General features: G+C 42.5%; 10 protein-coding genes and 1 pseudogene. 4 read left to right on the top strand and 7 right to left on the bottom strand.

Going from position 1 to position 13,580, the window contains the following annotated elements; all coding sequences use genetic code 11:
- The 5 genes and pseudogenes from QAI40_RS14350 to QAI40_RS14330 all read right to left on the bottom strand — a co-directional run.
- A pseudogene (locus QAI40_RS14350) lies at window positions 1-318 on the bottom strand (ExeA family protein); the annotation flags it as partial.
- A gap of 11 nt (window positions 319-329) precedes the next feature.
- Window positions 330-614, bottom strand: a complete 285-nt coding sequence (locus tag QAI40_RS14345) for a hypothetical protein (RefSeq protein ID WP_299979814.1) — start codon at window positions 612-614, stop codon at window positions 330-332.
- Window positions 615-662: 48 nt separating this feature from the next.
- A complete protein-coding gene (locus QAI40_RS14340) occupies window positions 663-1,538 on the bottom strand; it encodes a DDE-type integrase/transposase/recombinase (protein WP_299979811.1) in 876 nt (291 codons plus the stop codon).
- A 92-nt stretch (window positions 1,539-1,630) separates the two neighbouring features.
- Entirely contained in the window at window positions 1,631-2,116 is a 486-nt protein-coding gene (locus QAI40_RS14335; RefSeq protein ID WP_304511712.1) for a hypothetical protein, read from the bottom strand.
- 417 nt (window positions 2,117-2,533) lie between these two features.
- Window positions 2,534-3,829 carry an IS1380 family transposase gene (locus tag QAI40_RS14330; RefSeq protein WP_299979805.1) on the bottom strand — a complete coding sequence of 432 codons (1,296 nt, stop codon included), beginning with the start codon at window positions 3,827-3,829 and terminating at the stop codon, window positions 2,534-2,536.
- A gap of 542 nt (window positions 3,830-4,371) precedes the next feature.
- Between QAI40_RS14330 and QAI40_RS14325 the strand changes: the two genes are divergently transcribed.
- The 4 genes from QAI40_RS14325 to QAI40_RS14310 all read left to right on the top strand — a co-directional run bounded on the left by QAI40_RS14325 (window position 4,372) and on the right by QAI40_RS14310 (window position 9,777).
- A complete protein-coding gene (locus QAI40_RS14325) occupies window positions 4,372-5,760 on the top strand; it encodes an acyl-CoA dehydrogenase family protein (protein WP_331520954.1) in 1,389 nt (462 codons plus the stop codon).
- A gap of 72 nt (window positions 5,761-5,832) precedes the next feature.
- The gene (locus tag QAI40_RS14320) at window positions 5,833-6,630 is read left to right on the top strand and encodes an N-acyl homoserine lactonase family protein (protein WP_299979803.1); all 798 of its coding nucleotides are present in this window, start codon (window positions 5,833-5,835) and stop codon (window positions 6,628-6,630) included.
- Between the two features lie 340 nt (window positions 6,631-6,970).
- Window positions 6,971-7,876: a DUF6282 family protein gene (locus QAI40_RS14315; RefSeq protein WP_304511711.1), complete on the top strand. Its 906-nt coding sequence runs from the start codon at window positions 6,971-6,973 to the stop codon at window positions 7,874-7,876.
- A gap of 146 nt (window positions 7,877-8,022) precedes the next feature.
- Complete coding sequence (locus tag QAI40_RS14310) at window positions 8,023-9,777, top strand: aldehyde ferredoxin oxidoreductase family protein (RefSeq protein ID WP_299979800.1); 1,755 nt, start codon at window positions 8,023-8,025, stop codon at window positions 9,775-9,777.
- A gap of 55 nt (window positions 9,778-9,832) precedes the next feature.
- Here QAI40_RS14310 and QAI40_RS14305 read toward each other — a convergent pair whose 3' ends face one another.
- Window positions 9,833-11,602, bottom strand: a complete 1,770-nt coding sequence (locus tag QAI40_RS14305; protein ID WP_299979797.1) for a sigma-54 interaction domain-containing protein — start codon at window positions 11,600-11,602, stop codon at window positions 9,833-9,835.
- A 328-nt stretch (window positions 11,603-11,930) separates the two neighbouring features.
- Window positions 11,931-13,475, bottom strand: coding sequence for an IS1380 family transposase (locus QAI40_RS14300; protein ID WP_304511710.1), 1,545 nt, complete (start codon window positions 13,473-13,475; stop codon window positions 11,931-11,933).
- Window positions 13,476-13,580: the final 105 nt, after the last annotated feature.

Genomic DNA, 13,580 nt, shown 5'->3' with positions numbered 1-13,580 from the left:
GCCACTGGTCACCACACCGAGCACATCGGCAATCGCCTTGAGCATACCGTTGCGCTGCAAGCCACCATAATGGACCAGAGCCGGTCTGTAGCAATTGGCATCAAGCCTCGATAAGACATAGTGGACCAGTGTTGACTTTCCTGCACCGGACGGCCCGGACAGGGCAAAACTTTTACCTGTAGAGATTAAAGATTGGGCTGTTTTAAAAAACCGGTTATCCTGTTCTCCCAGATAAGGGGTCTTTAACCGGTAAGTATCTGCAAACGGATGATATTTGTAATCAAAAAATTCTGCGGGAGATTCTCCATTGTTTATCATTATATTTTCCTTTATTGGTTTGGATGTTCAAATCGCCTTGCATTTGCGCTAAGATCAAGAATACGCGCTTTTCTCATTTCATTTCCATAGTAGATACAGGTCTTGTCCCAGGGCATATAATATATTGTTACCCGTGAACCCGGCAGGCAGTCAGGAACTTCATATTTTATTTTCTTGAACCTGATGGTCGAGTCGTTGTAGACCCTGCATCTGCGCTCCATCTTGAACAAGGCATCAATGTCGGTTGAAGGCGGTAAAATCCGGCAGACATTTTTAACCTGCAGCCTCTTTTGCAATGGTGAACATTTTAAAGAAGAGTGAAGGGTTTCATGATATTGGCTTATTCATATTTTAAAGGCATCATTGATCTGTTTTAGCGATTTAAATTTATCACAAAGGAACTGATCTCTGACGGTCCTGAAGATCCGTTCCACTTTCCCCCGGCCCTGGGGCTTGTATGGCGGGGTATGAACCAGGTCGATTGCACTTCTGGCGCATAATATTTTTAAGTGCCGACTGGTATACGCAGCTCCATTGTCGGTATAAAAACGTTGGGGTATCCCAAACCGTCTGACCGCCCCCATGAGATCATAAATTAAAGGTTCAACAGATTCGGTCAGGTAAAATCCACCATGAACGATAAAGCGGGTGCAGTCATCCAGGATGACATGCAGATATGTCTTTTGTTTTTTCTTACCATTGAACAATTTAGGACCGTGGAGATAGTCGGCCAGCCATAATTGTCCAAAATGATCAAATGCGAATGGCCTTGTCTGTTCCGGATTTATATGGGGATCTCTTTGCAGGTTATGAGTCTTAGCATACCTGTAAATTGCAGACCGACTGGGTTTTCTTCCGTTCCATTTTCCGGTTTGGGCAAGTTGTTTTATCATCCTTGCAATGGTCCATCTCGGATACTCCATCCGCATGGCAACCATTGCTGAGGTGATATCATCCGGTATCTTATGGTTACCTTTATCAGATCTTGTTTTGCCCATCAGGCCCGGCAGACCCCAATGAAGATACCGGTACAGCCATTTCCTGAGAGTTTCAGCACTCAGGGTAACATGTAACCCATTCGGGTGCACATAGCGGTTCCAGGATGCCTGGTCAAGCAACTCTCCAGCAGGAAGATTATTGGCATCCCGATGTAAAAGAGGGCTGATAATCCCATAGCGCCATAAGGCAAGCTCTAAATTTTTGTCATTTTGTTCGTTCATTCAAACCTCCATGATTAAAAATTAAACACAATGAAGGTTGGGTTAACAAACTGACTGATTTTATTAAATATACGTTTTGTGTTGGTGGACTTTCACCTCATCCTGTCAGGGTAAAAAGCCCAGGAAAAATCCCTGGTAAATGACGTCCATTGCCTATATTGCGACAGGCAAGGTGAACCATTGCCATACTCTTGTTTGAGCCACTCCCGGATTGACAATGCTTTAGCTATCCATCGTTGCATTCGAGGCCAGTTGCTGCTGGTGTGCCGGGCAATGTCGGCAATCTTCTTTCCTTGTTCATACATTTTTAAGACATGCTTCAACATACACAAAGAAGTTCTGACTATGGGCAAAATTGCATGTGGCAGGTTTGAAAAGGTCATGCACGGGCATAGATCATTATCACAGCGATAGCGTTGGATATTTATTAGTTTATCATTAAATAAATATCGGCTGTAAAACCCCCATTTTATATAAGTATGGCAGTTGCCACAGTGAGAACAGCAAACAAGTGAATCTAAATTTTCTCTTGTAATTTCTGACAAAACAGATATCAATGATTTCCATGATCGGGGCATGTGTTATTTCTCCTTTATTAAATAATTTGGCAATGAGGGTATAACACATGTCCCCCCCTCTTATCCCCCCCAAAAGGGGGGAGGAGGATAAAAGGCATGAAGCGGTTCCTGCTGTCTCAGGCTAACAAACCTATATTTTCTAAATTTCTGATGCCTGGCTTTTTTCACTTAGGTAAGAAAATTTGGGATTTTGGGCGGGATCTCAGGTAATTTTTCGAACTTCTTTAGAGAACAAAAAATCATGTGGGTACGGTAGCCATCAGCCTCAAAAAAGTCAAATTTGTCCCAAATATGCCACGAATCACACAGGCAAGGTCATTTTTTATGGATAAAATTGAAATCTTGCCCAAGTCATTCACCCTTTAAACATAACTGTCCCCCCAATATTTTTATATTGCCGATTTGAGTTGTTCTTTATTAGGCGAAGCTGAATTGGTAGATGGATGCCTCCAGTTTTTCCCACCGTTCCCGGTAAGGGTAATTCCATGGTAAACGGAGCGTCCATTGCCTCCCCCTGTAGGTCATCCGAGCTGGCACATTTATCAATATCATCCGAACGGTATTGGGTTCTTCATTGAACCCCTCTTCATTATTGAGCCACATCATCCAAACCATAAGATTGTAACCCAGTATGCAAGTTTGAAACATGGCGGAGTTCGCCCAGAAGCTCTGGGTCAGCATACTTCCCGACGCCATTTGATTTTTGCACCATTCTATCCAATTTTCACTGGTTGAACGTTGTCCATATCTTTTATGGGTTGCCCAAGGGCTTAGTTTCAGATTTGAGGCGTAACAAAAATATTCATACCGAACACCAGTAATACCAAACAGGTCGTCTTCCTCGGCTATCTCAACCACCTTCCGGATAGCAACAAAGGTTCTTGTCCTTTTCCAGCCTGAGCATTTGTAATCGAATTGGCAGCTCTCATATCCCGGTCTGTTCTTTATCTGCCGCCAGGATTGAGTTTCCAAAAGAATGACCAAACCCTTCATTCTAACTTTTATCAGGTATTGGCAGCCCTTGCCCTCCAGTATATCGAACAGATCACCGTTGAAAAACGCACTGTCTGCCCGGACAAAAACTTTCCATACCCGTTTGGGGAGTTTTGCAAAACATTCTTTCATGAAATCTACAGAACCGTTCGCAGAATAGGCATTCCCCGAGCGAAACCAACTATGAAAGCATTCACGATTTTCAGCAATAAAGCAGAGCAGGGGGTGGTAGCTTTTTTGTCCTTTCTTTTTAGAGTTGTATCCCTTGGCTGCTCCTTCTTGGCCTCCATAAACGCCTCGAACTGTTGAATCCATATCCAGTGTGATTTTGCCGAACCATTTTTTTGACCATATTTTGGTTCGAGCATGAGATTCTACTTCGGAAAGTTCACAACAATTTTTTTGAGAGAACAATTTAAAAATGCGTCCAAAGGTTGTATCGTCAGGAAATTTGTCCCAACAGAAGAGGGAACGGAGGGCTTCATCGTATCGGAGCATGGCCATATGACTTATGTGTTTGGCACCAACCAAAGCCCCAAACATCAACATCATTATAGCATCCTGGACATTATACGTGGCTTGCGCCGCCCTTTTGATGCTTATCTGGTTGCCTAACATTTTCTGAAGCCTGAGTTTTTCGGCAAATTTTCCAAGCAGGAGGAGCCCGGCATTGCCGGTGAGGTTTTTTGCAGTAAATTCTGTATGAAATTTTCGCATCATTATGGTGAAGTCTCCATCAATTAAAATTAAAGGCATTATACCATAATAACAGTAGGTTGTGCGAAAAATTATGTGGTTATCATGCATGTTTTAAGTACCATATGTAGTATTAAAAAATTTTTATTTGGACTGAGCCCTATGAATACAATTAATGCGAAGGACGCTTACTCTAAATCACCTTTATCCAAAATCATGGCTGTAATTCTTGATGCAGTTTTATCAATTTTAAGAATTACCACAGCGCAGACTTCATATTTTTCTCATTACGACAATTATTGACAGCCTCGATTCTGATAAATGAACCTCATTTAGAATTTGGTTGTTCCATCAAATTTAATAATGACAGGCAATTAAAATTTATCATTTCCTTTAAACCTATCCCAGGTTAACTTGGCATGCATATTGCTTTTGTCTATAGCTGTGGTGAAAAATAGTGATTATTTTGATTGAAACACTCGTAGGGAAGAGGGTTTTTAAAAGTTTACAAATAATCTTCCTAAAAAAATTACTATAAGTTAAACTTTAATGCAAGGAGGAGGAGGATGGGTAAAAAAGTAGGACAGGGTTATTACAAGATGCTTGATCCAAAGTACAAATATTCGAAATGTTACTGCACGGACGAAGATATAACGATGGCAGTAGCGATCAGGGAATTTACCAACAAGGCATTGATGCCTGTCCGTCATGATTTCGAGGGCGGATGGCACAAAGACGAGAAACTTGGCATAGAAACACTGCATAAGTACTATAAAGAGTGTGTGAAGCTGGGGTTAACAGCTTCGAATCTTCCGGAGAAATTCGGTGGATTGGGATTATCGCCGGTCGTGCGGCAAATGATCAATATTGAGCTTTCTAGAGCCGAAATAGGTCTAGCGACAATGGTAGGAAAAATACATTGGGTTGTCTCCTTCATGGTAGCCGCACAACGAGACGATTTGCTTGAGGAGTTTGCACCCCAGATAACCGGTGAAGACGCCTGGACTGCATGCACCGCGATCAGCGAGCCATCGGGTGGCGCCAGCATAGAAGATCCTGCATTTGATTTTCGAACGATTCGCACACGAATGGAGATTCAGGGAGACGAAGTCGTCATTAACGGGCGCAAGCTATGGCCCGGGCCTGCGGGACCCATTGATCGATTCCAGAGTGATTACCTGAAAGGCCATATCGGCTACTGGACTGTCGTACAACGTGATCCCCAAATGGGGGCAGAAGGAGTTGGAATCGTATTCGTCCCGCCGGACGCAAAGGGCTTCAGTTGTACTATGCCTTTTGAAAAGATGGGACTGACATATTCCGATGAAAATGGTGAGTTGGTCTACGATAACGTCAGACTTCCCAAACGGTATGTCTTGGACTTGGATCAACCAAACCTGGGTGGAAAAATAGTTGAAGGGTACGTTGTCGGCCTTGGCAGACTTGCCGGTGCGGCAAGGTTGGTGGGTGTTTCCGAAGCTGTCCTTGAAATCGCTTTAGATTGGACCGGCGGTAGGGAAATTGCCGGTGTTCCTGTCAGAGAACGTTCATATTTTGCATCTATCCTGGCAGAAATGATGAGAAAGGTTGAACTTGCCAGGAATTATATTCTTTCTGTCACCTGGCAGCTAAGCCACCCTGACACATACGGCGCGCCATGGACACGAGAGATGGTTGCCAAATGCTCCATAGCAAGGTCTTTTGCCGGAGATACAGCGGGTTTCTGCACCCATCGTGCAATGGAGTTGATGGGCTCGTACGGATACGTGTATGAAGGTCATGTTGAAAAATACATGCGGGATTATAAAATTGTTCAGATGTGGCTTGGCGGCGCTCAACGCGATCGTCTTGATGTCGCCCAGGGTCTTTTCGGACCATTTAAGTGGGGTGGGATGCAACAGTGGATTGACGATGGTGGGATGGTGACAGAAGGGTTCGGTAGCCTCAAGTACTAATTGCATTTGGTGAATTTTTCATGACTCTGTTGCCTATTTGGATGAAACTACAACTTTAAAGGAGACATCATTATGAAACTGAGATTATTGGATTACGGTACGTTAACTGCAGATGAAGGCTGGGTAATTGAAGCTGCCGGTGTGGCAACAAAAAGCAACCCCGAGCCAAAATCGAAACGACGCGCCTATCAGATGATTGGTGCGTTAATCGAACATCCCAAGAAAGGCCTGATTTTATATGAGGCTGGCCCGGCTTCGAATCACAGTGAACTTTGGCCTGACCCGGTTAAAGAAGTTTTTGATATTACCAGGTACGAAGAGGAAAACCGGCTGGACACCCAGTTGAAAAAGGCCGGTTACAGTGTAAATGATGTGTCTGCAATAATCATTGGCCATATGCATCTGGACCATGCTGGAGGACTTGAGCTGTTCAGAGGACTGGACGTTCCTGTTTATGTACATGAAGACGAACTCAAATATGCCTTTTATGCAATTGCAACAAAACAAGATTTCGGCGCTTATATTCCCCATTACATCGATTCGGCTTTCAACTGGCAGGCTGTACATGGAGATGAATTCGAATTGTTTGAGGGTATCACATTATACAAGACACCAGGGCATACACCCGGTTTGTTGGCGATGAAAGCGAAGCTCAACGACTTGGAAACCTTTTTATTTACTTCGGATACTATATTTTTCAAGGAAAACTGGGTTGATCAGAGGGCTCCGGGATGGTTGATACGCGACATGCCAGGGTGGTTTAGAAGTTTGGCTAAACTTAAAAATATTGCCGATAGGGAAAATGCAAAGGTCATCTTCGGTCATGATCCAGAGGTCTTCGCGCAATACGCTGGCAAGGTTCATGGCTGATTGATTATAAAAATCAATAAATAAGAGGAATAAAAGATAGGATGAGATAATAAGCAAATTGATTTTGGATGGTTTGTGCTGTCAGATTCCAAAAGAATGCCAGACGGTTCTAATTGTTCAGTATAGCGAAATCATCATTGTAATATCCATCGTTACAGCCTCCGCAATTGGGTTTATCAAGGGTCAATATGAACACCTGTTGAGCCCTTGACAAACCCAATTGCACCGGGGCAGGATTTGAAAAGAGATGAAAGGATCCGTCTCTTTTGATAGACATAAAAGAATAATGCCAAAAAGGTCAATTTAACTACTGACCTGTGCTTTTTCATGGGAGGAAATAATGTGGAATCAGGCGAAAGACCTTATGTTAGGGGCATGTGATCTCCATGTTCATGCGGGACCAGATGTAGTGCGGCGTCAACATGACTTGATTGAGGTAGCAGAAGAGGCAAGCGCGGCAGGGATGAAGGCTCTTGCATTCAAAGACCATAACACCACTACTGCTGACCGGGTGAAGTTAGTTGGAAAGTTTGTTAGAGATGACCTGATACTCATTGGCGGGATTGTACTCAATTATGCCGTTGGTGGTTTTAATCCAGAGGCTGTTGAGAAAGCTCTGTTACTGGGTGCAAAAATAGTATGGATGCCAAGTATGGATTCATCCTTGACCATAGAAAAAGTTCATGTAACTCGAGAAACACCTTGGCTCTTGCCATTTGTTAAACTACACGAGCCACAAAAAGGGCTTACAGTGCTTAACGAGTGGCCATGCGGAAGCAATATTAAACCGGAGGTTAAGCAAATCCTGAAATTGATAGCGGAAAACGATGCAGTACTGGACACATCTCATCTTTCAGCCTATGAATGCGCGATGCTCATTGACGAAGCCTTGAGTATTGGCGTAAAAAAAATAATTGTCACGCATCCTAATTGTAGCGTAAACCGAATGACTATCGCTGAACAAAAAGAGTTAGTTGCAAAAAATGATAATATATATACCAGTTACGCCTTCCTTCCTTGCATGCCATTGTTTGACCGACAACACCCAAAAGAAATTGCAAAGATGATGGGGGCGGTTGGATTTGACCGATGCCTAATATTTTCTGATTTTGGTCAAATCGTCAATCCTTCCCCCGTGGAGGGGTATGCAATGTTTATTGCCAATTTGCTGGCAGTGGGTGTTAGCGAAAAGGATCTGAGAAAAGTTGCCTCCAAGAATCCTGCACGGCTTTTGGGGCTGGATTAGCTATAGACGGCACTGATATTTTGTCGTCAATTGTATAGCCGGGATCATGAGTTGTGAATAAAGGATTGGGCCTGGTGCAAGAATGCCAAGACTATTCGAGAAATGGACATAAATTTTCTTATATAACAATAAAAAAGGGTAACGTCATGAAAGGATTTTTCCATAAACTGCTTATTGCAGATCTGACAGAAAAAACATTCTCTGTCAAAGAAATTGACAGGGATATAATAAAATCCACGCTTGGGGGCAAGGGGCTTGCGACAGCTCTACTGCTAAAATATAATCCCCCCGGAGTTGATCCATTAGGGCCTGATAATCATATTATTATCGCTGTAGGCCCTGCCACGGACAGCTCCATATATGGGTCCTGCCGCCATGGAATTTTCTGCAAATCTCCTTTAACTTCTTTTTATGGTGAATCCTACTCTGGAGGAAGTCTGGCGCTTCCCCTGAGTCGAACCGGATTTGATGCCATTATAATAAAAGGTGCCTCCCCTGAACCGGTATGGCTTGAAATTATCGAAAAAAATGTTTTTTTCCACAGCGCCGGGGAAATATGGGGGAAGGACACCTTTGAAACGGAAGAATATATTAAAAAAAAATCCAGTGCTTCAAACTGCGGTGTAATGGTCATAGGACCTGCCGGAGAAAATCTTGTCAGATTTGCCGTTATAAAAAACGACAAATGGAGAGTGGCAGGCAGAACAGGAATGGGTGCTGTCATGGGATCAAAAAAAATAAAAGGTATTTCTTTTTTTGGTGAAAAAAAACGCCCCCTTGCCGATCATGAAGGAATTAAAATCTATAATCGCAATAAGCTGAAATTATTGAAAGACAATAAGGCAACCCATGCTTACAGGAATTTAGGTACGCCCATGATGGTGGACGTTATGAACAATGCCGGGGCATTTCCCACAAAGTACTGGCAAAAAGGAAAATTTGACAGAATAGATGATATAAATGCTAAGGCCATGGCAGAAAAGCTCAATCCCGTCCCCCATGCCTGCAAGAATTGTTTCATGGGATGCGGGAAATTAACCAGGGTTCAGGATGGGCGGCATAAGGGGCTTGCCCTTGAAGGCCCTGAATATGAAACCATATATGCCTTTGGCGGGCTTTGCATGATAAGTGACATCCGGGAAATTGCCTTTCTGAATAGCATATGCGACAGGCTTGGTATTGATACAATTTCTTCAGGAAATCTTGCTGCCTTTGCCATTGAGGCCTCAAAACAGAAAAAAATTTCTGACAGCCTGGATTATGGTTCTGCTGATAGTGTGGCTGATATCCTTCATAAAATTGTCCGCCGTGAGGGAATTGGAGAACTCCTTGCCGATGGAATTAAATCCGCAGGTGAAAAACTTGGCATGGAGGATTTTACCATCCATGTCAAAGGCATGGAACCTGCGGGGTATGATCCAAGGATTCTCAAGGGCATGGGGCTGGCCTATGCCGTAAGCGACCGGGGTGCATGCCATCTCAGATCCACCTTTTATAAAGCTGAAATATCCGGCATGATCGCCCCTGAGAAAATCGAAGGGAAGGCAGAACTTTTCAAGGATTTTGAGGATAGATGTACTTTATTTGATTCATTGATCATATGCAGGTTTTACAGAGATTTTTATACATGGGATGAATTGTCAAAAATCGTATCACTGACAACCGGAATAGATATGAATAAAGAAGAACTTGAAAAAATAGCCGCTTTAATCACTGATAATACCCGACGTTTTAATATTCAGGAAGGCCTGACATTTAACGATGATACCCTTCCACCAAGGCTGTTTGATCAGAACCTTGAACAAGGCAAAGGCATTACCAGAGACGATTTAAACACCATGGTAAAAGATTATTACAGGGTCAGGGGATGGGATGATAAAGGGATTCCTCAAAAAAAATAAGATAATAATATGTCCTGAACCCAATATAGGAGGAAGTGGCTTTTAAAATTTTCATTCAGACACTATCTCTGCTACTTTTTTCTTTCGGAGATTGTACGGTTAGACGCCGATATAAAGTGGAAACACTAATCCCCAGGTACTTGGCTGCTTTCTGTTTCCCCGTGGTTGAATTCCCGAATATTCGGATAGCTTCTTCAACCATGAGTTTTTCCGTATTAATAATTCCCTGCACTTTTTTTTCAAGGCCATTCCTAAACTGAAACATATATGGGGGCAAATCATCAAGGCCGGCAAATCCACTATTTTTAACATTACATGCGTATTCTATTACATTTTTTAGCTCCCGCACATTTCCATGCCATTGTAAATGGATAAGATAGATCATGGCTTCACTAGTAAAGCCCTGCAAATTTCCGTTAAATCTCAGATTGTTCTCTTTAATGAAAAAGTCTAACAACAAAGGGATATCCGTTTTTCTTTCTCTCAATGGAGGTGCCACAAGTTGCACAACATTTAAACGATAATAAAGATCTTCCAGAAAGATCCCTTTTTTCACCATTTGGGGCAAATCTTTATTGGTGGCGCTGATGAGTCTTATATCTACCTCAATTGGAGTTACACTACCTATTTTCTCCAGGATATTGTTATCCAGGATTCGAAGGATTTTAGCCTGACCCGTCAGCGATAAATTACCGATTTCGTCCAAAAAGATGGTTCCCTTATCTGCCAATTCAAACTTCCCAACCTTTCCAGCTTTGTGTGAACCGGTGAAGGCTCCCTTTTCATATCCAAATAGTTCACTTTCAATAAGCGTTTCTGGAAGTGCACCGCAGTTCAGGGTAATAAAAGGACCGAGATACCTTGGGCTTTTGTAGTGTATGAGGCGTGCAATGAGTTCTTTTCCAGTGCCTGTCTCTCCGGTAATGAGGATTTTTGAATTATTTACAGCGACTTTAGTAATGACCTTCTTTAATTTAAGAATGGGTTCAGATATCCCAATAATTCTGGAGTTAATTGCTATTCTGTTAAAACTGTATACCTTCGAAGATGTCTTTCTCTTCTCATCCTTTTGTAATCGAAGAACCTGGCCTACTGGTTGATCCTTGTAAAGAATCAAACTTGCCTTGGCGACATATTTGGATTGGTGGATGTTCCTTTCTCGGTTGAGTGCTGGGTAAGCGCCATCAATCTCCAAGTCACTGCCAAAAATATTGATTCCCCTACCTAAACACTCCTTATGGTTGAAATTAAGCGTTTTTTCAGCAAACTGGTTAACGTTGATGATATTATCCTTGCTATCCGTTATGATGATTCCCTCTTCAATGGAATTGATGATATTATTCATTCCACTTGAAGATATAAAATCGGAATAAGATAATTCATGGCCCCAAAAGCTGTTTACTATGTATTTGCCCACATCTTTTGTAAGGCTGGCTAAAAACAAATTCTTGTCTTCCATCGTTTTTCGTTGGGCTCCGTCATACCCTAAAAATCCAAAAAGTCCGACTGTTTGATCACTATATAATAGAGGACAGGAGATAACGGATGTATAAACGCAATGAGATCTTAATTCGCATCTTAAGCATTGTTCTGTTTCTCTGGGCGTATTGATATGGAAAGTTTCTCCAGACTTCAACGAGATATCCACATAAGATTCTCGCGGTCGCTTTGACCCTACATTCTTTTCATAAGGTCCAGTACCGGCTATTGCAATCAATGATTGATCAATAACCATCAATTCGATACCAAGAACGGGTTTTAGAATATTGCATAACGTCTGAATTGAGAACCTGTTTTGATGGATGTTATTTTGTATCATAGACATTTATCACCTCCTATATTTAAACATACCAACCCCCATCCCTGCCTGGTAAGACGAAACATGAAACACTTGCAAAAATGAAAAGATGGTCATAACTATCATACCCCTATTTCTAGTTTTTTTCAATGGTGTCCGGTTACCAAAATCCACCGCCTAATTTATTTATTCCCCACCAAGGTTCATTTTGGGAGTTTTTTTCAGGGGGTGGGGTGGATTTTGTGCCGGGTTACCGGTTTTGGAGCGTTTAATTCGTTTTCTTGACTAATTTTGGGCATACCTATCCTATTGATATTCATTTTCCTGCACGGGTTATTGAAAAAAAATCTCATAATTATCCTGATGGCACCGGCTGCAACATAGCAATTCGTTTGCGGGCATCTATCAATAGTTTAAAGGATGGGTGCCCCTGGGATATTCTTAACAAAAGCTCGCGGGATCTTTTGATGACCCGGCCAGGCAGATTGATGATTGAAAATCGGATCGCCTTCATCCTTTTATTTGCCATTGAAGGTTCCAATGCCAGCTTTTTCATCATTAGATTCAAGTTTAACGAGAGTATCATAATCCACCACCAGGCTGCATTTTTTCCAAAATCTGCCGAAGGCAACGTTCCCCCGGCAAGATCCGCTTTCATGACGGAATGAACTTCTTCGCTTTTTCCGCAGCGTGCATGAAGCCAGTGAATAAGTTCCTCTCCGTTCATTTTTGCCTCTGATATGTTGGTCACAACTCCAAAAACCTTATACCGGCTGCTGTTCATTTCCATGGTAGGAAATGGCAGAGACAATTGAGGATCTTCCATGCCTGGTAAGATCAGTTGCTCGGTCAATAGCTGTCTTTTGGCCAAATATCGATACTCAGGCCCATTTTTACTATGACCGATTTTATTGGGAACAAAGCAGATTTCGGCCCACTGAGTTCCTGTTTCTATTTGTTTTGTGCCCACTGTCTTGTACATCGGATGCCAGTCTGTTTCTGATACTTGTGCGGCGGCTTCTTTAAAACTTTTTCCAACATAGCATCCGATGGCAAACTCGATTCTTCCAAAACGCTTGTTGCTACCCATTTCACAGTATTTTAAAAGCTCATGCTGATATCCTGCAGTATCAGACCTTAACCTTACCGTTTCAACGTTTTTTGGAAGGCATGCCAGAGCTTCTTTAAATACCCTCAACTGTTCATATCCAGCAGGAACATTGCCATCTCGAAATTCAGTATGCAGGATAATCCCCTGTTCCGCCCACCACGTATTTAAAGGCTGATAGGATTTAAATCCCTTGTAACAGTATAGAGCATCCTTCTTGGCTGTCTCCACAAGGGTTGCATCCATATCCAGGGTGGCTGTTTTATGAGGTTGGACTGAGTTTAATGCATCGCATAAATCCGTATTAACCTTTACCAGTCCTTCCAGATAGTTGTTTGGTGTCGGTATGAATGCCTTTGTTACACATGCTTCTCTCTCTTTTTCCTGATCGGCATCATGAAATTTTGACAGGTATCTGAACATTGCTGAAGGTGAGGGAACAAAACGCTTCTTTTCTTTGCGCCATCTTCTCTCCAGTTCCCGGCGCTCTTTGCGCTTAAAGCCATATAATTCTGTTTTGCGCAATACCTCACAGAACCCCGGATCAGCATTCAGTATCTTTAAATCATCAACGCCGGTTCCGCCCGCCAGATTCAACAGAATCAATGATGTTAAAGCCTGTGAGTCTGTCCAGCCCTGACTGTTCTCTCGTATCTTCACATGCTTTTGAATTGATGCAGAAAGCCCGAGCACCCTGGCAAGATCAAGGTATATCGGCAACCCGGCCAGCGCTGTCATCCCGCTCTTACTTTTTTCTTCTTCGTACTTGAATGGTAACACGCCTTGTGTCATATTGATTTCACCTCGTTGATGATAGTTTTTTTGTCCAAAAACATTCTATCTGCTTGAGCCATCAAGCGCAACGAGGTTTTTTATTTTTTTGATGGCTGATCAGGG

Source organism: Desulfobacula sp. (assembly GCF_030611305.1).
Classification (GTDB): Bacteria; Desulfobacterota; Desulfobacteria; order Desulfobacterales; family Desulfobacteraceae; genus Desulfobacula.
The sequence above is the reverse complement of the archived record's forward strand: the minus strand, read 5'-3'. Positions and strand labels throughout refer to the sequence as shown.